The organism is Tautonia sp. JC769, assembly GCF_040717455.1.
GTDB lineage: Bacteria > Planctomycetota > Planctomycetia > Isosphaerales > Isosphaeraceae > Tautonia.
Window position 1 is genome coordinate 29,153 of the sequence record NZ_JBFEFH010000037.1, and the last position, 24,414, is coordinate 53,566.

Below are 24,414 nucleotides of genomic sequence, written 5' to 3' on the forward strand. Positions count from 1 at the left end.
ATCGATCAAGGTCCACCCCCGCATCACGGATGATCTTGTGTTCAGTTCTTGCTGAAATTGCTCAGGTCGAGCGCGCGGATCAGGTCGCGGCCGAGCGGATCTTTCAGGAATTTCTGATGGCAAGAGGGGCAGAGGTCGTAGCGGAACCCCCGGTAGCCCTGGTCCTGATGGGAGTCTGAGGCCTGGTATTCCTCGTTCCGAAGGGCTTCGGCGACGGCCTCCATGTGGTCGTCGTCGAGGTCGGCATCGGTGATCTGGTCGGGGTCGTGCCCGGGGTAGGCCTCGATCCTGATGACAAAGCGCGGTTCGCCTGCGCAGAGATCCTTACCGCACAGATCACACGTGTAGTGGACCATCAGCGTTGTACCCTTCGAACTGAGGGGACGAGCCGGACGGCCGGTCCCCGGTAACCAACGGATTCGATTCTAACGCCAAGCGCGGAGCGGGTCCAAGTGGCTTTGTCCGGTTTTTCACGGACTCAAGGCCCGCCAGCACGATGAGGCCCGAGAGGCCGAGCAGCGATCCCCGCAGCGCCCAGCGGACTTCGGGCGGATCGTAGGCCAGCTCGATCCGCCCCCAATCCGCCGGCGCCGCGACCCGGAGGAACGGCCCCCGGCCGCGCGAGACCGGCAGCTCGCGCCGGCCGCACCAGGCCCGCCACCCGGGGACGGAAGCCACGGGAATCCGAATTTGCTCATCACTTGATCCCTTCACATGAGCAGACAATGGGATCGAGCCGCTTCGTTCGACCACGATCCGGCCGCCGCTCATCTCGACGATGCGCGCCGGGGACTCCGGGGATTCCCAGTGGCCCACCCAGACCCGGCCCACGGGGACGACCCGGTCGAACAGCCCCTCCGGGGGCGGGGTGGCCCCGACGACGGCGGCCACCCGGCACTCCCGGAGGAGGCCTCGGGCCCGAGCGACCCCTTCCCAGGTGACCTGGCGACGGCTGGAGCGCGCCTCGGGTCGGCCCCCGGACGGCTCGTAGAGCGGGGCGAGCCATTCGGCGAGGGAGGCCAGCTCGACGGCGTCGTAACACCGGAGGTCGGCAAGCCCATAACGCATGAGCATATTCGGCGGAAGCTCCATGCCGACGCCCAGGATGCGGGCGGGCGGAGCTGCCTCGCGTTTCAGGTGGGCGATGAGCGGGCCTTCCGGCAGGTAGTCGCGGCGGGCGATGGTCGGGTTCGCCCCCCAAAAGGTCGCGATCAGGTCGAGCACGACGAGCCCCAGCACGATCGCCCGCCCGCGTCGCCTGACGGCGGGGACGGCGGCGACCAGGGTGAGGGTCGCGAGGAGCGTGGCACTCAGGCCGAGCGAGGCCCGATAGCCCCCCATCAGGTTGCGGACCTGCCGGTCGGCCAGGAGCCGGGCATCGCCCGGGTCGAGGTCGGCCGACTGCGCCGAGGCCCGGGAGTAGTGGGCGAGGGCGTGCTCGTGGATCGACGATTCCCAGCGCGGCAGCGCGAGCGCCACGGACGCGAGGACGAGGGCCGCGGCGCCCCAGCACCCCATCCAAACACGCCAGGGCTTCGATGGTTTCCAGGCGACAAGCCGATCGAGCCCGATCGCCCCCAGGCCGACGAGCCCGAAGGCGATCCAGAGGGTCATCCGCCGGTGGTCGGTCACGTCGAGCACGGGGAGTGCTCGCAAGAGATTGTCGATCGGTGGCAGGCGGAAACTCGCGAAGGCCCCCAGGCCCGCCGCCGCGACCAGGAAGGTGCAGATGCGGCCGTTCCCGAGCGCGATCCCGACCGGGGCGAGCCAGATCAGGGTGCCCAGGCCGGCGAACCCGGCCGCGGCCTCGTTCTGGTTGTTCACCCCCAGCGCCCGGGCCAGGTTCGGCTGGCCGCGCCGCTGGTTCCCGTACAGGTTCGGCAATGCCGTATTGGCCGCTTCCAGCAGCCTCGGAGAGGCGAGGGTCCAGGGCGATCCCTTTTCCTGAGTCCGATCTTCCCAGGCCGGGCTGCGGGACAGGTAGGCCCCCAGGGGGAGGACGGCCACCGACGCGGTCAGGACGCCGAGGAGCATGGCCGCTGCCCAGCCGGCGGCAGCCTTCCCGGCACGCGACAACGCGGCCGCATCCCGGGCCCGGCCGGGGGCGGTTCGGATCAGGACATAAAGCGAGGCCAGCATGAAGCAATGGGCACCCGTCTGGACATGGCCCCCCAGCAGGACCAGGGCGGCCGAGGCCGCGACGGCGGCGATCGCCCCCGGCCTCGGGCGGCGCACGAGCCACTCGGTCGAGGCGATCAGCCAGGGGAGCCAGGCGGCGACGCTCGCCAGCGGATACAGCAGCCAGAGCGTCATGAAGCCGCTGAGCGGGTAGACGAGGCCGGCGAACCATCGACCCCAAGGGCCAAAGCCCCAGAGGTGAGCAAGCACGAACATGCCCATGCCCGCAATCCAGAGGCGGGCCGAGGCGATCCAGGCCAGGGCGTCGGGCATCGGGCCGAGGTAGGCGATCGCGGCGATCGGGTCGAAGACCGCGCTCTGGCCGTTGGCCAGATGGGGGACGCCGCACCCGGCCCGGTCGTTCCAGAGCGGCAGGCGGCCGGAGCGGACCATCTCGCGGTTGAAGGCGATCCAGGGTTCGAACTGGAGCATCGGGTCGGTCAGGAGCCGGTTCGACGGCTCGTAAGCGAACGCCGATTCGGCCCCCTCGCGCTCGAAGCTGCGCTGGACGTACGCGAGGTCGGACGGGCTGAGGATCCGGCCGCCGAGCAGGGCCGGCCCCAGCGGGACGGCGATCACGGCGGCAAGCGCCGCTCCGAAGGCCGCGAATTCGAGCCGGGCCGTCATCAACCGAGCCTCCATGCCCGGGCGTCGAGGGTGCCACTTCCCAAAGGGGTCGCGAGGGAACCGAGCCTAGGGCACCCGGCCCGATCGATCAAGGCGACTTTCCCGGCCGGCCGGTCCGGGGGGCGCCATCGGCCATTGACGTGATTGGTCGCTTGGTTATGCTGGCGGCGCGACCCCAGGGAGCGGGCGTCGTCGGACGCTGACTCGCAGGAGCACTCGAAGATGACCGCAACGATGGGCAGTCACCCCCGGCCCCAGGACCGTCGAGGCCCGTACCGGATCCTCGTCAGCACGACGGCCTGCGCGAAGGATGTGCGTCGGTTCATGGGGAACGCCGATTACTCGTATGCGTTCGTGCTCAAGGCGCTCGCGCCGGTGCTCGACCAGCTCGGCTCGTGGCAGGTCGTCGAGCAGCCCGAGAGCAGCCTCTCGTTCCAGGCCGAACAGGCCCGCAGGGACGGACTCACGCCGATTCATCTGTGCCTGCATCCGCCGCATAACGCCTACCTCACGCCCGACGTGCCGACGATCGTCTTCCCGTTCTGGGAGTTCCCGAATCTGCCCGACCGCGACATGGGATTCGACACGCGTCAGAACTGGAAGCGGATCCTCGATCGGGCCGACCTGGTCGTCACCGCCTGCCGGTTCACGGCCTCCGTCTTCCAGCTCGAGGGGGTGAGGCCGCCGGTCGCGGTGGTGCCGGTCCCGCTCTCCGAATCGGCCTTCGCCGTGCCCGATCGCGCCCCGGACGGCTCGGTGGAGCTGGAGTGCCGCCACATCGTGTTCGAGGGCCGGGACGACTCCGGCGATCGAGCGGCGTCGGCGCCGTCGCCCGCCGCGGCGGAATCGGCCCCGAGCCGCCCGGCCTGGCACCGGGCGGCGGCGGGGGCCTACCGGCGAGGCAGGTCGTTTTACAAGCAGCGGATCATGCGTTATCTGAGCGAGGAAGCGGCCGAGGGCCTGTTCCAGGCCAAGAACCGACTCCTCGGCCGGACTCAGAAGACGCTTCGGATCGTCCGGACGCCGGTGGCCCCGCTCCGCCTGAGCGGCCTGGTCTTCACCAGCATCTTCAACCTGGGAGATCGTCGCAAGAACATCGAGGACATGCTGACGTCCTTCCTGGTCGCGTTCCGGGATCGACCCGACGCGACGCTGGTGCTGAAGCTCGCCACCAACCCGGACCGCGAGTATTTCGAGCTGCGGGAACTGCGGGCGCGCTACCACCACCTGAATCTGCCGCACGCCTGCCGGGTGGTCGTGATCACCGACTACCTGAGCGACGAGGACCTCGCCTCGCTGAACCGGGCAACCACCTTTTACGTGAACACGAGTCGGGCCGAGGGGGCGTGCCTCCCGCTGCAGGAGTCGCTCGCCGCGGGTCGGCCGGCGGTGGCCCCGCGCCACACGGCGATGGAGGATTACATCGACGATCAGGTGGCGTTCGTCGTCCGGAGCGCCCCCGAGCCGACCTTCATCCCGCACGACCCCAAGCCCCGGTACGAGACCTTCTGGCATCGCCTGAACTGGCAGGACCTGCACGACCAGTTGCTCGAGGCCGCCCGGGTCGCCGACCGAGATCCCGACCGCTACCGGCGCATGGCCGAGGCGGGCCGTCGCCGGATGACCAGGCTCGCCTCCCGCCAGGCCGCCGCGACGGCCCTGGGAGAGGCCATCGCCCTGCTCCCCGAATCGGCCTCCCGGCGGACGCTCGCCTGGTCGGCCTGACGGGGCGCCCCCCGGCCGGGGCCGACGAGGCCGTTCTGCAGAATCGACGGGCGATTCTGTCGAAATGGTGCTTGCAGGATGCGTTTCGGCCCCGTTAAGGTGGAGAGGTCATGAGTGGCTCTCAATGCGAGCCACATGTTCCCGCCCCGAACGTGCCCCAGGCGAGATCGAATCCACCGATGACCGACCCCGGCCGTTGCGTTGCAAGGGTCGACGGGATCGGGCTCTTGATTGCGCCCGGGAGCTGCCCCGCCCCCCGGATCGACCCCAGTGACACGCCCTGCCCGAACTGTCGCTTTGAAATGTGATCACGGCCTGCGCCGCCAGGCGATCGTGGAGACGTTGCTCGGGGACGTCATCCGAGGGCGGCTCGCGCCGGGCCAGCACCTGGTGACGCAAGCGTTGGCCGATCGGTTCGGCGTGAGCCATACGCCGGTGCGAGAGGCCCTGATCGCGCTCTCGGGCATGGGGGTGCTCGATGTGTCGCCGAACCGGGGGGCGATCGTCCGCCGGTTCACCGCGGCGGAGGTCCGGGAGATCTGCCAGGTCCGCCGCGCGCTCGAATGCGAGGCGGTCCGGAGCGCCTGCGGCCGCATCGACCCCGATCGGCTCGCCGCCTTGCGGGACGACCTGGGCGCGATGGTCGGCGTGCAGTCGGCCGATCGCCCTCGGTTCGTCGCCCGGGCCCGGGACCTGGACAGCCGCCTGCACGACCTGATCGCCGGCTCCTGCGGCAACGCCTTCCTGGCCGAGGAGCTGGGGCGGCTGACCCTGCTGTTCCGGGCCTTCCGCGATGCCGGATGGGCCCGCGACCAGTCGCGGAACGACTACCGGAGGCTGGAACTGGAAGCCCACGAACACCTGGCGATCGTCGACGCCTTGCTCCGGGGGGACCGCGGCGGGGCCGTGCGAGCGATGAGCCGGCACATCCGCGCGGGCATCACCTACTGGAGCCGGGCGTTGCCTCAGTCGTCATCGTCGACCAATCATCAGCGATCCTCTCGCGTCGCCTCGGACTGAGGGAGAACTTGCATGAGCCATTGCCTCTCCGATCTTGATGCCTCGACCTGCTGGGCCCGCCGAGCCGGGTTGTTCGCCCTGCTCCTGGGGCTGGCGACCCCCCGGGCGTCGGCGGTCGGGGCCGACGACGTCCCGCGCTACAACCGGGACATCCGGCCGATTCTCATGGAGAATTGCTTCGCGTGCCACGGGCCGGACAGCGCCGCCCGCAAGGCCGACCTGCGGCTCGACCTGCGCGAGGCCGCCATCGAGGCCGGCTCCCTGACCCCCGGCGATCCCGAGCTGAGCGAGCTGGTCTATCGGGTGGAGTCGGCCGATGAGTTTGAGATCATGCCGCCGCCCTCGTCGCACAAGACCCTGACGGACGAGCAGAAGGCCACGCTCCGCCGCTGGGTCGAGGCGGGTGCCGAGTACGAGCCGCACTGGTCGTTCATCGCCCCCGAGCGGCCCGAGCCCCCCGGGGTGTCCGACCCGTCCTGGACCCGCAACGAGATCGACGCGTTCATCCTCTCGGGCCTCGACCGGGCCGGGCTCTCGCCGAGGCCCGAGGCGGACCGCCACACCCTGGCCCGTCGCGCGAGCCTCGACCTGACCGGCCTGCCCCCCGATCCCGAGGCGGTCGAGCGATTCGTGGACGACCCGTCGCCCGAGGCGTATGAGGCCTATGTGGATCGCCTGCTCGCTTCGCCCCGATGGGGGGAGCATCGGGCGCGGACCTGGCTCGATGCCGCCCGGTACGCCGACACCCACGGCTTGCACTTCGACAACGAACGGACCATGTGGTCGTATCGCGACTGGGTGATCGGGGCGTTCAATCAGAACATGCCGTTCGATCGCTTCACGCTCGAGCAGCTCGCCGGCGACCTGCTGCCCGATCGCGACCTCGACCAGCTCATCGCCACCGGGTTCAACCGCTGCAACATCACCACCAACGAGGGCGGGACGATCCCCGAGGAGAACCTCGTCGGCTACACCCGGGACCGCACCGAGACGGTCGCCACGGTCTTCCTCGGGCTGACGGCCGGCTGTGCCTCGTGCCACGATCACAAATATGATCCCCTCAGCCAGCGCGAATTCTATCAGTTGGCGGCGTTCTTCAATAACACGACCCAGGGGGCGATGGACGGCAACATCCGCGACACGCCTCCCATCATCCCCGTGCCGGCCGATCGGGACCGCGACCGCTGGGACGAGCTTTCCCGGGAACTCGCCGCGGCTCGCGAGGCGAGCGAGGCCCATAAGGCCGAGGCCCGCCCCGCATTCGACGCCTGGCTCGCCGAGGCGACCGCCGATCGGGTCGCTGCCGGGATCCCGGGCGAGGGCCAGGCCCTTCTGGCCCAGCTCGGCGAAGGGATCAGGCCCGGCCCGGCCGGTGCGCTGGAGATCGCCGGCATCGGCGATTTCGACACGACCGAGCCTTTTGCCGTGTCTGCCTGGGTGAAGCTGCCCCGCCGCGGCATGACCGGAGCCGTGGTCGCCCGGCTGGACGAGGACGATGAGCACCGCGGCTGGGACCTCTGGATCGAGGGGAACCGGGTGGGCGCGCACCTGGTCCACTCCTGGCCGTCCGATGCGCTCAAGGTGGTGTCGAAATCCGAAATCGAGCGCAACCGATGGACTCATGTGAGCGTCTCCTACGACGGATCGGGGAAGGCGTCCGGGGTCTCGATCGCCATCGACGGCCAGCCGCAAGGGGTGGACGTGGCCGCCGATCAGCTCAAGAACACCATCCGGACGGATGTTCCCCTGAAGGTCGGCCAGCGGGACGGTTCGAGCCGGCTTGAGGGGGCGACGATCCGGGATGTCCGGGTTTACAACCGATCGCTCTCGACCACCGAGGTGGCCGCGATTGCCGGGGGCGATCGCACGCTCCGGCTCGTGGCCATGGGTGCGGAATCGCGGCCCGAGGAGGAGGTCGACGCGGCCTTCTCCTGGTGGCTCGCCCACGTCGACGAGACGAATCGAACGTTGCAATCGACCCTGGCCGCGCTGGAGGCCGAGGAGGCCGAGATCAAGGCTCGGGGGACGATTGCCCATGTCACCATCGAACGTGATCAGCCGGCGACGGCCTTCGTCTTGCATCGCGGTGAATATGATCAGCGGCGCGAGGAGGTCCCGGCCGGGACGCCCGCGATCTTGCCGCCGATGGGCGAGGGGTCGCCCCGCAACCGGCTCGGCTTCGCCCGATGGCTTTTGCGAGACGATCATCCGCTGACCGCCCGGGTCACGGTGAACCGCGCCTGGCAGGAGCTGTTCGGGACCGGCCTGGTGGCCACGACGGGCGACTTCGGCATCAGCGGCCAGTTGCCCAGCCACCCCGAGTTGCTCGACTGGCTGGCCGTCGAGTTCCGCGAATCGGGATGGGATGTCAAGAAGCTGTATCGCTTGATGGTGACCTCGGCCTCGTACCGCCAGTCGGCCGCCGTCACGCCCGAGGCGCTTGAGCGGGATCCGAACAACCGCCTGATCTCTCGCGGGCCTCGATTCCGCATGGATGCCGAGATGATCCGCGATTCTGCGCTCTCGGCCAGCGGCTTGCTTGCGGAAACCATCGGCGGTCCGAGCGTCAAGCCGTACCAGCCCGAAGGGGTCTGGGAAGCCGTGGCAATGCCCGGAAGCAACACCCGCTTTTATGAAGAAGATCAAGGCAAGGGCCTTTATCGCCGCAGCCTCTACACCTTCTGGAAGCGGGCCGCGCCGCCGGCCTCGATGGAGGTGCTCAACGCGCCGAGTCGCGAGTATTGCACCGTGCAGCGCGAGCGGACCAACACGCCGTTGCAGGCTCTCGCCACCTTGAACGATGTGCAATACGTCGAGGCGGCCCGCCACCTGGCCGAACGGACGCTCACCTCCGCCTGCGAATCGGACGACGATCGGGTTCAGTCGATGGCCCTTCGGCTGGTCGCCCGGCCGTTGGAGTCGGAGGAGATGGAGATTGTCCGCGAGTCGCTCAGCGACCTGCTGGCCCACTATCGAGGGCACCCGGACGACGCCTCGGCGTTGATCGGGCTCGGGGCCTCTCCGGCGAATCGGGAGCTTGACCCGGCGACCCTGGCCGCGTGGACCATGCTTGCCAATCAGTTGATGAATCTGGACGAAGTGTTGACCAAGTGATTTCTCGACCTCGAAGTCCCGACTGAGGAGCGACCATGAATCCTCTCCACGAATTCGTCCAGAATCAGACGCGACGCCACTTCTTCGGTCAGGGGGCCAACGCGGTGGGCACGGCCGCCCTGGCCTCGCTGCTGGGCGGGCGATCGGCGTCGGCCGGTGCCGACTCGCAGGGCATGGCCGTTGGCCCGCACTTCGCGCCGAAGGCCAAGCGGATTATCTATCTGCACATGGTCGGCGGCCCCTCGCAGATGGACCTGTTCGACTACAAGCCGGCCATGGGCGACCTGTTCGACACCGACCTGCCCGAGTCGATCCGGATGGGCCAGCGGCTCACGACGATGACCAGCGGCCAGGCCCGGTTTCCCATCGCGCCGTCCAAATATGCGTTCGCCCGGCACGGCGAGAGCGGGATGTGGGTCTCGGAACTCCTGCCGCACACGGCGAAGATGGTCGACGACCTCTGCTTCATCCGGAGCATGCACACCGAGGCGATCAACCACGAGCCGGCGATCAGCTACATGCAGACCGGCAACATGGTGACGGGACGGCCCTGCCTCGGCTCGTGGGCCTCGTACGGGTTGGGCTCGGACAACCACGACCTGCCGACGTTCGTGGTCCTGGTGGCCCGGCCGTCGAACACCGAGCAGATCCAGGCGATCTCGGGGCGGCTCTGGTCGTCCGGCTACCTGCCGGGCGAGCACGCGGGGGTCTCGTTCCGGACGGCGGGCGACCCGATCCTTTATATCAACAACCCCGACGGCGTCCCGGCTGCCGTGCGTCGCACCACGCTCGACGGGCTGAACGCCCTGAACGAACGGACGTATGCCCAGATCGGCGACCCGGAGATCAACACCCGGATCCAGCAGTACGAGCTGGCCTTCCGCATGCAGTCGAGCGTCCCCGAGCTGACCGACCTGGCCGGCGAGTCGGCCGCGACGCTGGACCTGTACGGCCCCGACGTCTCCAACCCCGGCACCTTCGCCAACACGGCGCTGCTGGCCCGTCGGATGGTCGAGCGGGGCGTCCGCTTCGTGCAGATCTACCACAACAACTGGGACACCCACGCCAACGTCTCCGGCCGGTTGCCGGATCAGTGCAAGGACGTCGATCAACCCTGCTGGGCCTTGATCCAGGACCTCAAGTCCCGCGGCCTGCTCGACGAGACGCTGGTGATCTGGGGCGGCGAGTTCGGCCGGACGATCTACTGCCAGGGCGGCCTGACCCGCGACAACTATGGGCGAGACCACCACCCGCGTTGCTTCACCATGTGGATGGCCGGCGGCGGGGCCCGCGGCGGGGCGATCTACGGCGAGACGGATGATTTCTCCTACAACATCGTCGAGAACCCCGTCCACATCCGAGACTTCCACGCCACGGCCCTGAAGCTCATGGGCTTCGACCACGAGCGCTTCACCTATCGCTACCAGGGCCTCGACCAGCGGCTGACCGGCGTCGAGCCGGCCCGGGTGATCCCCGAACTGATCTCATGATCCGACTTCACGAGGCGGATCGACCCCGCCGGGCCGGGCGACTCCTTCGTTGATCTGGCCTCGGCGGGGGTCGATCCTCGTTCTGCTCGTGACTCGGGGCGGATGTCGATGTCAGCCCGCTCAACTCAGCCCGGCCGGGCCTGGTCGGGGACGAATCGGCCGAGGAACTGCGGGATGGTGCCGCCGAGCCGGCCGCCGGGCACGGCCGGGCCGTCGAACTCGTCCGCGTCGTCGGGCTGGGGCATGGATCGTTCGATCAGGGCATTCAGCTCGGCGAACCAGGCCGGGGCAATGGCATCGACGATCGGGCCGAGCCGCGCCGGCCAGGAGACGCGGGCCTCGGGGTCGCCGTTGCAGATGCCCTCCAGGAACCGCTCGGCGGCGGTGTGGGCCGAGGTCGCGGTGATCGGGTTCACGTCCCCGGCCGCGAACCAGGCGTACTCGGCGTCGCGGTCCCCCTTCATCAGGGCGTTCGTGTGCCCGCCGGTGCGGATCATGGCCGGATAGAATCCGGTCACGTAGATGTTGTCCTTCACCAACTCGGGATAGAGCCCCCGGGTGAACCCGGAGAAGGCGAACTTGCCGACCGTGTACGGCAGCATGTGCGGCACGGCGATCCGGCCGCCGACCGAGATCACGTTGCCGATCCGGCCGCCGCCGGCCGACCTCATGTGGGGCAAGGCGGCGAACGAGCAGTAGACCCCTCCCCAGAAGTTCACGTCGTGGACGCGGCGGAGGTCGTCGAGGGTCATCGAATCCAGCGGCCCGACCATCATGATCGCCGCGTTGTTGATCAGGACGTCGATGCGCCCGAACTGCCGGATGACGCGACCGATCATCGCGTCGACGGCCGATTGATCGGCGATGTCGGTCGGGATGGCCAGCGTCGCCTGGGCCCCCTCGTCGATCAGCTCTCGGGCGGCCTGCTCGATCGCCTCGGCATCCCTCGCGACGAGGACCACCACCGCCCCTCGCCGGGCGGCCTTGCGGGCCAGGAGCAATCCGAGGCCGCTGGAGGCCCCGGTGATCACCACCACCCTGCCGCTCAGTTCGATCCGGCGCCGTTGCCTGATCCACGATCGGGCGGCCAGGGAGAGTCCCGCCCCTCCGATCAGGGCCAGGGCGAGTTTCGTGCTCGTGTTCATGGCGTGCAGCGCTCCGGGGTGTCGATGATCGTCCCTCTTGGCCGGTTGCTGGGTCACGTTCTGCACGCGGCGTGCCGTCGGCGGGCTGAACCCGGCCTTGACCGGCAGGGGCATCGGCGTCAAAGTGCCGTTTGGCCCGAGACGTCGAGCGACGGATTGCGACGCGATCAGGGACCGGGGAGACGGCCGGGATGCCTCAATACCGCTGGATCATCGCCATCGTCGCCCTCGCCGTCGCGGCGAGGGTCGCCGCGATCCTTGTCCTCCAAAGCCATACCGTGCCCCGAAGCACGTACGAACACGGTGAGATCGCCGCGAACCTGCTCGAAGGCCGGGGGTTCTCCATCCGATTCCTCGGCGTCGACGGACCCACCTCGCAACAGGCCCCGCTGTATCCGGTCCTGGTCGCGGCGGCCTTCGCCATCGGAGGCATCGAAACCCCCGAGTCCCTGCTCCTGCTCCAGCTCGGCCAGGCGGCGCTGGGGGGGGCCCTGGTGCTGGCCGCGATGGCCCTGGCCGGGCAGCTCGCGCCCGATCGGCCTCGCATGGCCGTCGTCGCTGGACTGATCGCGGCCCTGCATCCGACCTTGATTTACGCGGCGACCCACGTCCAGGTCGCCGGGATCGCGGCGCTGCTGGTGACCCTCGCGTTCGTCGGGGCCTACCGGCTGGGCGGATCGGGCGGGAGGATCGGCCCCTTCGCCGTGGGAGGCACGCTGGGCCTCCTGGTGCTCTGCGACCCGATCCTCGGCCTGATTGCCCCCGCGATTGCCTGGGTGCTGGTGCAGGGCCAGGGCGTCCGGCGCGCGATCGGGCCGCTGGCGGCCATCGCCCTGGCCGCCTCGCTGACCGTCGCCCCGTGGATCGTCCGCAACGCCCGGGTGCATGGCGAGTTCGTGCCGGTCAAGAGCACCTTCGGCTACGCCTTCTGGCAAGGCAACTGCTCCTTGAGCGAGGGGACCGACAAGGTCGTCCGGGGATCGGTCGAGACGATCCTGGAGGGCGGAGGGACCGGCCTGGCCGATCGGAACCGAGCCCTCTGGGAGGCCCGCCACGAGGCCGGCTACATCGACGACATCGCCCTGACGGCCGACGATCGTCGGGCCCTGGCGGCCCTGAACGAGCCGGGCCGTTCCCGATGGCTGATGGCCCGGGCGCTGGACGACCTGCGGGCCGCTCCGCTCCGCTATCCCACGCTCTGCGCCGGCCGCCTGCGGGCGTTCATCCTGTGGGATGAGACGAACCCGAAGACCCGGAGCCTGATCTACCGCGCCGGGCACCTGGGGCTGACGGTGCTCGCCGCGTTCGGCCTGGTCGGGATGGGGCCGGATCTCCGCCGCCGCCTCGCCCCGACGCTGCTGGCGGCGGCCCTGATCGCCGCATTCCACGCATTGACCATCGTTTCCGCACGATTTCACGTCCCGATCGAGCCGCTGATGGCGGTCTGGGCCTCGGGCCTGGTCGCCGGCCGATCGGGAGGGCGGGCCGAGTTGGGCTTCACAAGGGCGTCCGAAACCGTATCATTCGCACCGACTCGCATGGACTGACGGCCGAGCCGCGAGGGGAACGGCCGGCCCTCGGTCGTGACCAGGATGGTCAGGCCCTGCCCACTTCGGGCCCCTCCGGTCGAGGTCGGAGCGAAGTCCGATCCCGCGTCCCATCACACGGAAGTGAACCGTTATGGCCACACAGGTCTCGTCTCCGACGACACCCATCCCGCAGGTGTTCCCACCCGGGCGTGACACGCTGCCTGGCCTGAACGGGCTGACCCTCCTCGTGCGAGACGCCCGGGAACTGTACCGCTTCCGGGCGGTGCTTGCCAACCTGGTGGCCCAGGACCTCCGGACCCGATACCAACGCTCGCTGCTCGGGTTCCTGTGGACGCTCCTGAACCCGATCCTGATGATGGTCACCCTCTCGCTGGTCTTCACGCATCTCTTCAAGTTCAGCGACGGTGGGACCGACTACGCCCTCTACCTGTTCTCGGGCATGGTCCCCTGGGGACTGCTGGTGGGGACGATCTTCGAGTCGTCGACCTGCATCATCTCCAACGAGGGCCTGATCCGGAAAATCTACATCCCCAAGTTGATCTTCCCGATCTCCAGGCTCGTGCTCAACACGACGATGCTGACCCTCTCGATGACGGCCCTGTTCCTCTTGATGGTGCCGCTCGGGGCCCGATTCACGCCCTCGCTCCTGATGGTGCCGATCGCGATCTTCATCTACGCGGTCTTCACCCTGGGCCTGGGGTTGATCGCGGCGACGGTCAACACGTTCTACCGGGACTTCGGGCACCTGCTCACGGTGATCCTCCAGGCCTGGTACTTCGCCACGCCGATCGTCTACCCCATCAGCGCGCTCCCCGAGGAGATCGCCTGGCGGTTCTGGCTGAACCCGGCATACCCGTTCATCCGCATGTTCCACGTCACCATCTACGAGGGGCATTGGCCCTCCTGGATGCTCTTCCTCTCGACCGCCGGCATCGCGTCGGTCGCCCTGGGAATCGGCTATGTCACGTTCAAGTCGTACGAGGACAAACTCGTCTTCCGGCTCTGAATCGAGGCCGGCAGGCCAAGGAGAGGCAGAGGTGAGTCACGAGACGGTCATCGCACTGCAGCGCGTTTCGCTGCGGTTCACCACCTACAACGACAAATACTATTCGCTCAAACGCGCCTGCATGGACCTCTTCCTCCGCCGCGAGCAGAGCAATCAGTCGTCGTTCTGGGCCATCAGCGGGATCGACCTGGACGTCCGCCGCGGCGAACGCATCGGGATCCTCGGGGCCAACGGCGCCGGCAAGAGCACGCTGCTCCGCATCATCGCCGGCATCTATTCCCCGACCTCCGGCCGGATCGCGGTCAACGGGCGGGTCGCCCCGCTGATCGAGCTGGGGGCCGGATTCAATTACGAGCTCTCAGGCGAGGACAACGTCTATCTCAACGGTGCGTTGCTCGGATTCGATCGGAAACAGATGAGGGCCCGGATCGATCGGATCTGGGACTTCTCCGGCCTCCACGAGTTCGCGTCGCTCCCCTTGAAGTATTACTCCAGCGGCATGCTCGCCCGCCTCTCGTTCGCCGTCGCCACCGAGGTCGACCCCGACATCCTGCTGCTCGACGAGACGCTCAGCGTGGGGGACGCCTCGTTCAAGAACCGGGCGCGCGACCGGATCATGCAGGTGATCGACCGCTCGAATGTGGTGGTGGTCGTCTCTCACGACATGGACGCCCTCTCCAAGATCTGCACGAGGGGTCTCTGGCTCGACCGGGGTGTGCTCCAGGCCGACGGGCCGATCGACCGGGTCATCGACGCGTACATCCGCCACGTGGGCAACAGCTCGACCGCCGAATCGGCCATGGCTCAGGAGCCCGATTTGGCCACGGCCGAGGCGGCCTGATCGAGACGCGAGGGGCCGCCCGGGGGGCTCCTCCGCCCAACTTCGTGACGCATCGGCAGGGAGGTCATCGTGCGGATCGGGGTCGACGTGCTCGCCATCCAATCCCCCTACAGCCGCGGGCGAGGGATCGGCCGCTACGCGAGGAGCCTGCTCGCCGCCATGCTCGAACGCGATGACGAGCATGAATACACGCTTTACACCTACGAGGATCTCCCCCGGGACGCGCTGCCGACCTCTGCTCGGACCCGCATCCGCAACGTGAGGCGGGCCCCCCACCGGGGCGAGCACACGCTCCAACACGCCATCGAGCGATCCCTGACCGAAGACGACGGGGCGTTGGACTGGTTCCTGCTGCTCAGCCCGTTCGAGACCTGGGAATACTACGGCCTCCCGCATCGACCCGTCCGCGGCCTGAACACCGCGGCGGTGGTCTACGACCTGATCCCGTTCCTCTTCCAGGAGACCTACCTGGTCAACGAGCAGGTCGGCCGCTGGTTCTATGGCCATTTGAGGCGGCTCTGCCGGTACGACCGGCTGCTCGCCATCTCCGAGGCGACCCGGGCCGACACGCTGCAACTGCTCGGCCTGCCGCCGTCGCGGGTCCGGACCATCGGCACGGCCAGCGAGCGGCCCGCGATCGGCGAATCGCAGGCCCCCCACCGAAGTGGCGCCGTGCTGGATCGCCTGGGGATCGATCGGCCCTACCTCTTCTGCCTGGGGAGTAGCGACCCGCGCAAGAATCTCCGGGGATTGATCGATGCGTTCTCGATGCTCCCCGCCCAACATCGCCTCCAGACCCAGCTGGTCGTGACCTGCTCCCTGATCGAAGCCGAGGTCCGGCAGCTCCGACGCCACGCAGCAGACCGCGGGATCGAAGACCAACTGGTGCTCACCAATGCAGTCGATCAGGAGACGCTGATCACGCTGTACCGGTCGTGTGCTGCCTTCGTCTTCCCGTCGCTCTACGAGGGATTCGGCCTGCCGATCCTGGAGGCCATGCAGCTGGGCGCCCCGGTCATCGCCGCGAACAACTCCTCGCAGCCCGAGGTGCTGGGCGAGGCCGGCCTGCTCGCCAATGCCGCCGAACCGTCCGACCTGGCCGCGAAGATGGTCCGGCTCCTGGAGGACCCTCCCCTCCGCGCTCGGCTCGGCCGGCGGGGGCAGGAGCGATCGGGGCAGTTCCGCTGGTCCGACGTGGCGGATCGCACCCTCCGGGCACTCGAGCCGCAGGGCATCCCTGACGCGATCACACGGCGACGACGGGCGCCGGCCCACGCCCCTTCGCCTCCCCGCATCGCCATGTTCTCACCACTCCCCCCGACCCCGTCGGGGATCGCCCGCTACGCGGAGCGCGTCTGCTCCTCGCTCCGCGACGAGACCTTGATCGATCTCTACCACGCCCCGGGCGATCGCCCGACGCTGACCGACGCCTCCCACCGGTTCGCGACCTTCGACGCCACCGTCTTCGAGCGGCGCCGCGACCTCGTCCGCTACGACGCGACGATCTACCAGTTCGGCAACTCGTCGTTTCATGCGTATCTGTACGAGACCTTCCTCAAGCATCCGGGGATCGTGGTGCTCCACGACCAGGCGCTCGCCGGGTTCCACGCGAGCTACGGGCTCATCGCGGGACGCATGAATGCGCACCTGATCGAAGAATTGCACTACTCGGGGCACGCTCACGATCCCGAGCTGACCGCCCTGGTCGCCGACTGGGAACCCGGGACCTGGGACATCCAGGACGAGATGGTCCGTCGGGGCGTGACCATGAACCGCCGGATCCTGGAGCGCGCAACCGCCATCCTCGTGCACTCGCGGCAAAGCCGCACGCAGATCGCCACGGCCTTCCCCTGGCTTTCGCGGAAGGTGCACGTCGCCCCCATCGGCTGCGACCTCGCCCCGATCGACTCGGATCGGAGACGCGAGGCGAGACGATCACTGGGGATCGACGATCATCAGATCGTGATCGGCGTCGTCGGCATCCTCCATCCCACCAAGCTCAACCGCGAAACGATCCGGGCGTTCGCCAACGCCCTGGCGGATCACCCGTCCAGCGTCCTCCTCTTCCTGGGTCGCGACCTGGGCAACGGCGAGGCCCGACTCGAGGCGGATCGCCTGGGCATCCGGCATCGGGTCCGGTTCCTCGGCCACCTCGCGGACGAGGACTACGAGCGGGCCATCGACGCCTTCGACCTCGGGCTCGGTCTCCGCAAGCCCCCGACCAACGGCGAGTCATCGGCCGCCCTGCTCGACCTGCTCCGCCGGGGCATCCCGACCGTCGTCTGCGACGTGGGCACCTTCGCCGAGTTCCCCGACGCGGTCGTCCGCAAGATTGCCTGGCCGAACGAGCATGCCGGCGTCGCCCAGCTCGGGGCGGTCCTCCGGTCGCTCGTGCTCGACCCCGACCAGCGGCATGAGCTCGCCCGGTCGGCCATCGAGCACGTCTCCCGGACGCATTCATGGGATCGCCTCATCGACCTCTATCGACGACTCTGCTTCCGCGATCGCCCGGGCGATCCGCCGACGATGCTCCGGAGAGGGGTGGCCTGATGCGTCTCGGAATCGACCTGCTCCCGCTCCAATCCGACGGGAGCCGAGACCGCGGCGTCGGCCGCTACGCCGCGGCCCTGCTGCGCTCGCTGGCCGAACACAGCCGTGCAGACGAGTGGATTCTCTACTCCTATGGGGCGTTGCCCCTCGACCGCGTGCCCAGGGTCGACGGGCCGGCCATTCGGGCCGTGACCGTGGGCCTCGATGAGGCCGACGATTCCATCCGGGGCCGCTGGCAGGCGATCGCCGCCCGGAATCCGGACCGGCTCGACGCGCTCCTGTTCCTGAACCCCTTCGAGCTCGCCCCCGGCTTCGAGCCTCCGGCGCAAACCCCGGGGGGGTTGCCGCTCTGCGCGGTCCTGTACGACCTCATCCCCTTGCTCTTCCCCGAAGCCTACCTCGACGACCCCGGCGTCCGAAGCCGCTATCACAACCGAATCGACATCCTCCGCCATTATGATCGTTTCCTCGCCATCTCCGGGTCGACCCGCCGCGATGCCGTGAGCCGCCTCGGCCTCCGGGCGGATCGGGTGGTCACCCTCCCCCTGACCGTCGATCCGCGCTTCCGCCCTGCCCACGCCGACCTCGCCGACGCGGACCGCAGCACACTCGATCGCCTCGGCGTCTCCCGGCCGTTCTTGCTCCACCTCGGAGGCCGCGACGACCGGAAGAACGTCTGGGGGGTCCTCGACGCGTTCGGCGCACTCGATCCGGCAACCCGATCCGGCACCGAGCTGCTCGTCGCGGGGGCCTACGACGCCCCCTATCGCGACAGGATCAAGGCATATGCCTCGGACATCAACATTGCCGATCGCCTGATCGTCCCGCCCGAGGTCGACGACCCCGACCTGGAAGCCCTCTACCGGAACTGCTCGGCCTTCGTCTTCCCGTCGCACTACGAGGGGCTCGGCCTCCCCATCCTCGAGGCCATGCGGAGCGGGGCGCCGGTGATCGCCGGGCGCAACTCGTCGCAGATCGACCTGGTGGGAGATGCGGGCATCCTGGTCGACCCGTCCGATTCCGGGGCGATCGCCCAGTCCCTCATGCGACTCCTCGGCGATCGCTCGTACGCCTCGGCCCTGGGCCAGGCGGCACGCTCCCGGGCGGAGCGACTCTGCCGCGACCGGCTCGGCGCCGCGGCCCGATCGGCCCTGCCCGATCGTCCCGCGCCCGGCCTGCCCCGCCCCCACGTCTCATGCCGGGCCGACCGGCCGAGCGTGGCCATGGTCTCCCCGCTGCCCCCGAAGGCCACCGGCATCGCCGACTACGCGGAACGCATGGCGCTCGCCTTGAGTCGTCATGTGAGGCTCGACCTGTATCACGACGGCGATTACGTCCCCGAGCTGGGGCTCTCCGATCGCCGCGTCCGCTGCTTCGACCGGGCCACGTTCGCCCGTCGGGTCGACGCACTCCCCCCGCACGCCATCATCTACCAGATGGGCAACTCCTGGTATCACCGATCGGTCTACGAGTGCTTGCGTGAGCAGCCCGGCATCACGGTCCTGCACGACTTCCACCTGGCCGGCTTCCACTTCTGGTACGCCAACCAGCCCGACGTGCCCGCGGGGCACTTCGATCGGGTCGTCGCACAGGAACGCGCCGCGGGCCTGATCGGGCCCGACGAGGATCCCGCTCGCTGGCAGTCCGAACCCGGGGGCGTCCAGGCCGCCGCCATGCGGCGCGGGCTGGCCATGAACCGGGACATCTTGGAACGGTCCCGCTTCGTCGTCGTCCATTCTCGCTACTGTCGCGACCTCGTTCGCCGGACGATGCCCGAGTTCGAGGGCCGCACGGTGGTCATCCCGATGGGGGCATCGCCCAATCCCCAAACCCCCGACGCGGTCAAGGCCACGCGGCGACAGTTCGGCATCCCGACCGATGCCGTCGTGTTCGGATGCTTCGGCAATCTCACCTCCATGAAAATGTATGAGGAATCCATCCGAGCGTTCGCGAAGATTCGCCTCGAGGTCGGCCGGGCCGTCCTCCTGTTCGTCGGCAAGGACTGGGAACAGGGCCGGGCCCGGCAACTCGTGCAGTCCGAGGGGCTCGAGGATCGGGTCCTGTTCCTCGGCCAGGCGTTGAAGGCGGATTACGAACGGCTGGTGGGGGCGGTCGATGTCGGCCTCGGCCTGAGACGCCCTCCCACCTACGGCGAGACGTCCGCCTCGCTGCTCGACTTCCTCCGCTCCGGCGTGGCTTCCGTCGTGACCGATGTCGCCAGCTTCCGCGACTATCCGCCCGAGGTCGTCGTCACCTGGGATCCCGACCGGGACGGTGAGGACGGCCTGGCCGACCGGATGCTGCAACTCGCGCGCGATGCCGCGATGCGGCGGGCGATGGGGGCGGCGGCACTTGCGTTCGTGGGAACACATCACGACTGGTCAATCGCCGCTCGGACCCTTGCCGAACTGGCGGCCCGATGCGCCGACTCGTCCCCCTCGGCTCGGCCCGGCCACGCCGATCATCACGATTCAGGAGTCGTCCTCGCATGAAACGCCTGCTCAAAGCACTCGCCGGAGCGGCCTGGGGCCGTACCGCGATCGTCCGCCGCCCGATTGAGCGGAAGTTCGACCAGAAGCTGGAACGCATGCTCGGCGATTGCGTGCGCGACCCGATCGCCCATCACCTGCACCTGACGAACATCGCGCATCATGAAATGAACATCGCCTTGAATAGCTGCATCCGCGAGATCGCCCGTCTCGAGATGCAGGTCGAGGAGCTTCGGCTCGAACTGGCCCGTTCGCAGGGGCCCGGGCCGTTCGAGCCGAGCATCGAGGCTCGCTGAGGCCGTCACACGCCGACGCCGGGCTCAGCCGTGCCGGACGATGGCCTCATAGGCATCGGGGTCGAACTGCGGTTTCGCCCGGTCGTATCCCCGGGCAGCCCGGCGGTCCTCTCGATCGCCCCGGTGCGTCCCCGAGAGGGGGTGATTCGTCAGGCGAGACCCCTGGACCACCCCGACGACTCCCACCAGCGCGGCCGCGATCCAGACCTCTGCGATCTGCGTGGTCAGGCTGGCGAGCCAGGCGATCGCGAAGACACCCACCGGCATCACCGCGCCCAGGGCGATCGCCACCCGGGAGGCCCACACCTCGGTGCCCGGCACCGGGAGCCCCATCTCCATGGCCTTCATGCGCTCGCGGTGTTCCCATTCGCGCCGGCGGGCCCGCTGACGGAGCACGATCACCGTGGGGACCAGGATCAGCGGCATCAGGATCGCCAGGATCGGGATCAGGATCACCAGTTCATCGTCGCGCATGGTCGGCCTTGCTTTCTGGAAAGGGGAAGTACGAAAGGCGAACGTATCCGGGTCCGGGTCTGACGTCGCGGCCTCACGAGTGCTGATGCTCGGCGGCGTCGTACATGTCGGGATGGACATACGGCTTGGCGTGCGACCCGGTCGGTGGGTTCATCGACGACCGAGCGGCCAGCACGGTCCCGCAGATGACCGCCGCCACGCCGACCGCCCCGGCCGACGGCCAGACGAACGGCGCGGCCCCGGACAATTCCGCCGCCTTGACCCCGATCGCGAAGACCCCGATCGGCACCCCGATGCCGATCCCGACGGCCATCTTGGCCGGCGTCCACCAGCCCGATTCGATCGCGAGGGGGCGGCCCAGCTCGATGGCCCGCATCCGCTCCAGGTGCTCCATCTCCCTGCGGCGGGCATCCGAACGGATGCCGAGCACCACGGGCACGCCGATCCCGACAATCAGGCCGACGCATCCCACCAGGGCCATCAGCACCATGGAGAGTTTCGGCCCGGAGGGCTCGAGTGTGCCCCCCGCAGCGATCTGCCCGAACAGCACCGGCCACGTTGCCATCAATGGACCCATGATCCGATTTCTCCGAATCAAAAGAAGACGAGTGCCGCGGCCGTCTTGCGTCCCGGCCCGCGCTGGCCGATGCTGACCGTCCTGGGAGGTCAGCGGATCGGGGAACATCCGGGGCGAAGCTCGATCGCCTCCGGGGCCTCCTGTCACCGGGGAGGCCCGATCCCGAATCGGGCCGCGATCCTTCCCGCCGCGTGACCTCGCGTGCGTTGCGTTGGACTCTTCCTCTCCTCGCCGTCGTTCCGACCGGAGACTCTCGTCATGGCCCGCGACCGCATCTTGGTGATTGACCAGGGAACCACGAGCACCCGGGCCGTCCTCTACGATACCAGGCTGCAACCGGTCGGCCAGGGACAACGCGAGGTGCCGCCGACGTATCCGAAACAAGGGTGGGTCGAGCACGACCCGAAGGCCATCATCGATTCGATCGGCGCCACCGTCACCCAGGCCCTTGCCGATGCCTCGATCGGGCCCGACCGGGTCGCCGCCATCGGCCTGACCAACCAGCGCGAGACGACCCTGCTCTGGGACCGCGCGACCGGCGAGGCGATCGGCCCGGCCATCGTCTGGCAGGATCGCCGCACGGCCGACCTCTGCCGGCAGCTCTCCGGCCGGGCCGACTGGATCGCCGAACGCACCGGGCTGTTGATCGACTCGTACTTCTCGGCCACGAAGCTCTCCTGGATGCTCGACCACCTGCCCAATGCCCGGGCCCGGGCCGAGGCCGGCGACCTGGCGTTCGGCACCGTCGATAGCCTCGTGCTCCGCCACCTGACCGGCGGCCGACTGCACGCGACCGACGTGACCAACGCCTCGCGGACCCTCCTCATGGACCTCCGCGAGGCGCGCTGGGCCGACGACCTTTGCGAGTACTTCGGGATTCCCACCGCAATATTGCCCGAGATCGTTCCCAGTTCCGGCGAAATCGGCCGGACGAGCGGCCTGGGCTACCTGCCCGACGGGCTGCCGATCACCGGGATCGCCGGGGACCAGCAGGCCTCCCTCTTCGGCAACGGCTGCTTCCGGGTCGGCGAGGCCAAGTGCACCTACGGCACCGGGGCCTTCCTGCTGGTCAACACCGGCGACGAGGTGGTCCGGTCGACGGCCGGGCTGGTCACGACCCCCGCCGCCACCCCCCCCGGCCGGCCCCAGCAGTACGCCCTCGAAGGGAGCGTCTTCATCGCCGGGGCCGCCGTGCAGTGGTTCCGGGACGGCCTGAAGGCGATCGGCGCGGCCCCCGAGATCAACCCGATCTCCGAGGACGCCGACCCAGAGAGCGAGCTGCTGTTCGTCCCCGCCCTCACCGGGCTCGGCGCCCCCCACTGGCAGCCGGAGGCCCGCGGCACGATCTTCGGGATCACCCGGGGGACGACCGTCCCCGACCTGGCCCGGGCCGTCATCGAGGGGGTCGCCTACCAGATCGCCGACCTCGTCGAGGCGATGAACGCCGACCTGCCGACCCCGCTCGCCTCGCTCCGGGCCGACGGCGGCATGGCCCGGTCCGACCCGTTCCTCAAGTTCCAGGCCGACCTGATGGGCCTGCCGATCCACCGCAGCCCCCAGACCGAGGCCACCGCCCTGGGGGCCGCCGCCCTGGCCGCGTTGGGGGTCGGGCTCTTGACCGACCTCGACGCCATCGGCGACCTGCTCGAATCCGGCGGCGACGACTTCCAGGCCGAGCATGACGCCTTCTGGCGCCGCAAGGCCATGAAGCGCTGGCGGCATGCGGTCGAGACCGTCGTCCGCCACTACCGGACCCGATAACCTTCTAGGGCCCATCCGGCCCGACGCCCCCGGGTTCGATCCGGGGCCGTCGGGCCGCGATCTCCCCTCAGACGGTCGGCAAGGCCCAGGGATCGCGGTACGGGCGGGAGAGCATGGCCGCCGCCTCGTCGTCGCCGAGGATCTGCTCGGCCTTCGGGTCCCATCGCAGCCGGTCGCGGCCGAGCCGCAGGGCGATGTTGCCCAGGTGGCAGATGGTGATCGATCGGTGCGCGACCTCGACCGGCGCGGCGGTTTCTCCCCGGCTGATCACGCAGTCGATGAAGTTGCGGAAGTGGTCGTCGCTGGCGTAGAGGCGGATCGCGTCGGGCCCGAGTTCCGCGTCGAGCAAAGCTTTCGGGTCGGCGTCGATCTGCCCGCGGTTGGCGTAGATCGAACCTTCGGTCCCCTCGAAGGTCACGCCCATCCGGTGCTCGTCGGAGATGGACATGACGACGCCGTTCTCATAGACCGCCTCGAAGCCGAAGGCGGTGGCGGTGTCCCAGAGCGGGTCGGGCGGGTCGAACGACCCTCGGACATTGCGCAGCTCGATCGGGCCGGTGTCGTCGGTCCCCATGCCCCACTGGGCGCAGTCGGGGTGATGGCCGCCCCAGTCGGTGATCTGGCCGCCGGAATAGTCGAGGAGCCATCGGTAGTTGACGTGGCAGCGGGCCGGGGCGTAAGGAGCCTCGGGGGCCGGGCCGAGCCAGAAATCGTAGTCGAACCCCTCGGGGACGGGGCAAATCTCCTTGTCCTCGCCGTGCTCGCCGGCCAGGTTCGGCCGACCGCCGGGGAGCCCCACGAGCACGCGCTTCAAGGCGCCGATCCGGCCGTTGCGGACCAACTCACAGGCCCTGCGGAACTTCGGGTCGGAGCGCTGCTGGCTGCCGGTCTGGAAGACGACGCCCGTCTTCGCCACCGCGTCGCTCATCGCCCGCCCCTCGGCGATGGTCAGCGACAGGGGCTTCTGGCAGTAGATGTCCTTCCTCGCCTTGCAGGCCTCGATGACCGGGATCGCGTGCCAGTGGTCCGGGGTGCAGATCTCGACGGCGTCGATGTCGTCGCGGCCGAGGACCTCCCGGTAATCCAAGACCGCGTCGCAACCTTTGTACGCCCCGGAGCCCGCCCGATCGGCGTAATGCCCCTCGACGAGGCGCTTCGCCGGCTCCCGGCCGCCGAGCTTGCCGTCCCAGTAGCCGAGGCTCTCGCGGTTCACGTCGCAGACGGCGACGATCTGCACGCGATCGTCGCGGAGGAAGCTGCGGAGGTCGTTGAACCCCTGGTTCCCGGTCCCGATCATCGCCAGGGTGATCCGGTCGCTCGGCGCGACCGCCCCTCCCCTGCCCAGTGCCGAGGCCGGGACGATCATCGGCGCGGCCACCCCCGCCGCCGCGGCCCGGCCGATGGTCCGGAGGAACCCCCGGCGGGACGAGGGAGACGACGCAGACTCGGTTCGGTTCATCGGTGAGCCTCGATCGATGAGGTGCGGATCGGCCCGGGGCGTCGCTCGCTCCCGACTCCTCCCGAATCGTTGCCGAACCGCACCCCGTTCGCAAGGCCCGCGACCATCCGGG

At 69.1% G+C, this 24,414-nt stretch carries 17 protein-coding genes; 11 read left to right on the forward strand and 6 right to left on the reverse strand.

The genetic code is table 11. The features are described 5' to 3' along the window. Positions 1-41: 41 nt before the first annotated feature. Complete coding sequence (locus AB1L88_RS24565; protein ID WP_367099349.1) at positions 42-356, reverse strand: hypothetical protein; 315 nt, start codon at positions 354-356, stop codon at positions 42-44. Next, a complete protein-coding gene (locus tag AB1L88_RS24570) occupies positions 337-2,805 on the reverse strand; it encodes a hypothetical protein (protein ID WP_367099350.1) in 2,469 nt (822 codons plus the stop codon). The genes AB1L88_RS24565 and AB1L88_RS24570 overlap by 20 nt, the downstream gene beginning before the upstream one ends. Before the next feature lie 222 nt (positions 2,806-3,027). On the opposite strand from AB1L88_RS24570, the gene AB1L88_RS24575 reads away from it, so the two are divergent. From AB1L88_RS24575 to AB1L88_RS24590, 4 genes are all read left to right on the forward strand, one after another. After that, a complete protein-coding gene (locus AB1L88_RS24575) occupies positions 3,028-4,530 on the forward strand; it encodes a glycosyltransferase (protein WP_367099351.1) in 1,503 nt (500 codons plus the stop codon). A 297-nt stretch (positions 4,531-4,827) separates the two neighbouring features. After that, positions 4,828-5,550, forward strand: coding sequence for a GntR family transcriptional regulator (locus AB1L88_RS24580; protein ID WP_367099352.1), 723 nt, complete (start codon positions 4,828-4,830; stop codon positions 5,548-5,550). Between the two features lie 12 nt (positions 5,551-5,562). Continuing rightward, positions 5,563-8,664, forward strand: a complete 3,102-nt coding sequence (locus tag AB1L88_RS24585; protein WP_367099353.1) for a DUF1553 domain-containing protein — start codon at positions 5,563-5,565, stop codon at positions 8,662-8,664. 35 nt (positions 8,665-8,699) lie between these two features. Then, positions 8,700-10,154: a DUF1501 domain-containing protein gene (locus AB1L88_RS24590; RefSeq protein ID WP_367099354.1), complete on the forward strand. Its 1,455-nt coding sequence runs from the start codon at positions 8,700-8,702 to the stop codon at positions 10,152-10,154. Between the two features lie 125 nt (positions 10,155-10,279). On the opposite strand, the gene AB1L88_RS24595 is transcribed toward AB1L88_RS24590, so the two are convergent. After that, positions 10,280-11,299, reverse strand: coding sequence for an SDR family NAD(P)-dependent oxidoreductase (locus AB1L88_RS24595; protein ID WP_367099355.1), 1,020 nt, complete (start codon positions 11,297-11,299; stop codon positions 10,280-10,282). 191 nt (positions 11,300-11,490) lie between these two features. Here AB1L88_RS24595 and AB1L88_RS24600 point away from each other — a divergent pair, with 191 nt between their 5' ends. The 6 genes from AB1L88_RS24600 (at position 11,491) to AB1L88_RS24625 (ending at position 20,031) form a co-directional block, all read left to right on the forward strand. Then, positions 11,491-12,846 (forward strand): hypothetical protein, encoded by a 1,356-nt coding sequence (locus AB1L88_RS24600; RefSeq protein ID WP_367099356.1) that lies wholly within the window; start codon positions 11,491-11,493, stop codon positions 12,844-12,846. A 133-nt stretch (positions 12,847-12,979) separates the two neighbouring features. Then, positions 12,980-13,855, forward strand: coding sequence for an ABC transporter permease (locus AB1L88_RS24605; protein ID WP_367099357.1), 876 nt, complete (start codon positions 12,980-12,982; stop codon positions 13,853-13,855). A gap of 31 nt (positions 13,856-13,886) precedes the next feature. Beyond that, positions 13,887-14,696: an ABC transporter ATP-binding protein gene (locus AB1L88_RS24610; protein ID WP_367099358.1), complete on the forward strand. Its 810-nt coding sequence runs from the start codon at positions 13,887-13,889 to the stop codon at positions 14,694-14,696. A gap of 69 nt (positions 14,697-14,765) precedes the next feature. Continuing rightward, complete coding sequence (locus AB1L88_RS24615; RefSeq protein WP_367099359.1) at positions 14,766-17,246, forward strand: glycosyltransferase; 2,481 nt, start codon at positions 14,766-14,768, stop codon at positions 17,244-17,246. Beyond that, positions 17,246-19,738, forward strand: a complete 2,493-nt coding sequence (locus AB1L88_RS24620) for a glycosyltransferase (RefSeq protein WP_367099360.1) — start codon at positions 17,246-17,248, stop codon at positions 19,736-19,738. Before AB1L88_RS24615 ends, AB1L88_RS24620 begins: the two co-directional genes overlap by 1 nt. After that, the gene (locus AB1L88_RS24625; protein WP_367099361.1) at positions 19,735-20,031 is read left to right on the forward strand and encodes a hypothetical protein; all 297 of its coding nucleotides are present in this window, start codon (positions 19,735-19,737) and stop codon (positions 20,029-20,031) included. Before AB1L88_RS24620 ends, AB1L88_RS24625 begins: the two co-directional genes overlap by 4 nt. Before the next feature lie 24 nt (positions 20,032-20,055). Here AB1L88_RS24625 and AB1L88_RS24630 read toward each other — a convergent pair whose 3' ends face one another. Further along, positions 20,056-20,505 (reverse strand): hypothetical protein, encoded by a 450-nt coding sequence (locus AB1L88_RS24630; protein WP_367099362.1) that lies wholly within the window; start codon positions 20,503-20,505, stop codon positions 20,056-20,058. A 73-nt stretch (positions 20,506-20,578) separates the two neighbouring features. Further along, positions 20,579-21,070 (reverse strand): hypothetical protein, encoded by a 492-nt coding sequence (locus AB1L88_RS24635; RefSeq protein ID WP_367099363.1) that lies wholly within the window; start codon positions 21,068-21,070, stop codon positions 20,579-20,581. 270 nt (positions 21,071-21,340) lie between these two features. Here AB1L88_RS24635 and glpK point away from each other — a divergent pair, with 270 nt between their 5' ends. After that, positions 21,341-22,843 (forward strand): glycerol kinase GlpK, encoded by a 1,503-nt coding sequence (glpK, locus tag AB1L88_RS24640; protein WP_367099364.1) that lies wholly within the window; start codon positions 21,341-21,343, stop codon positions 22,841-22,843. A 67-nt stretch (positions 22,844-22,910) separates the two neighbouring features. Here glpK and AB1L88_RS24645 read toward each other — a convergent pair whose 3' ends face one another. Then, complete coding sequence (locus tag AB1L88_RS24645) at positions 22,911-24,302, reverse strand: Gfo/Idh/MocA family oxidoreductase (protein WP_367099365.1); 1,392 nt, start codon at positions 24,300-24,302, stop codon at positions 22,911-22,913. Positions 24,303-24,414 lie beyond the last annotated feature (112 nt).

Excerpts from the sequence above, each read along its gene's own strand:
- AB1L88_RS24625 (WP_367099361.1), top strand. The coding sequence starts at position 19,735 with ATGAAACGCCTGCTCAAAGCACTCGCCGGAGCGGCCTGGGGCCGTACC.
- AB1L88_RS24620 (WP_367099360.1), top strand. The coding sequence starts at position 17,246 with ATGCGTCTCGGAATCGACCTGCTCCCGCTCCAATCCGACGGGAGCCGA.
- AB1L88_RS24570 (WP_367099350.1), bottom strand. The coding sequence starts at position 2,805 with ATGACGGCCCGGCTCGAATTCGCGGCCTTCGGAGCGGCGCTTGCCGCC.
- AB1L88_RS24600 (WP_367099356.1), top strand. The coding sequence starts at position 11,491 with ATGCCTCAATACCGCTGGATCATCGCCATCGTCGCCCTCGCCGTCGCG.
- AB1L88_RS24635 (WP_367099363.1), bottom strand. The coding sequence starts at position 21,070 with ATGGCAACGTGGCCGGTGCTGTTCGGGCAGATCGCTGCGGGGGGCACA.
- AB1L88_RS24585 (WP_367099353.1), top strand. The coding sequence starts at position 5,563 with ATGAGCCATTGCCTCTCCGATCTTGATGCCTCGACCTGCTGGGCCCGC.
- glpK (WP_367099364.1), top strand. The coding sequence starts at position 21,341 with ATGGCCCGCGACCGCATCTTGGTGATTGACCAGGGAACCACGAGCACC.
- AB1L88_RS24575 (WP_367099351.1), top strand. The coding sequence starts at position 3,028 with ATGACCGCAACGATGGGCAGTCACCCCCGGCCCCAGGACCGTCGAGGC.
- AB1L88_RS24590 (WP_367099354.1), top strand. The coding sequence starts at position 8,700 with ATGAATCCTCTCCACGAATTCGTCCAGAATCAGACGCGACGCCACTTC.
- AB1L88_RS24605 (WP_367099357.1), top strand. The coding sequence starts at position 12,980 with ATGGCCACACAGGTCTCGTCTCCGACGACACCCATCCCGCAGGTGTTC.
- AB1L88_RS24565 (WP_367099349.1), bottom strand. The coding sequence starts at position 356 with ATGGTCCACTACACGTGTGATCTGTGCGGTAAGGATCTCTGCGCAGGC.
- AB1L88_RS24630 (WP_367099362.1), bottom strand. The coding sequence starts at position 20,505 with ATGCGCGACGATGAACTGGTGATCCTGATCCCGATCCTGGCGATCCTG.
- AB1L88_RS24645 (WP_367099365.1), bottom strand. The coding sequence starts at position 24,302 with ATGAACCGAACCGAGTCTGCGTCGTCTCCCTCGTCCCGCCGGGGGTTC.
- AB1L88_RS24595 (WP_367099355.1), bottom strand. The coding sequence starts at position 11,299 with ATGAACACGAGCACGAAACTCGCCCTGGCCCTGATCGGAGGGGCGGGA.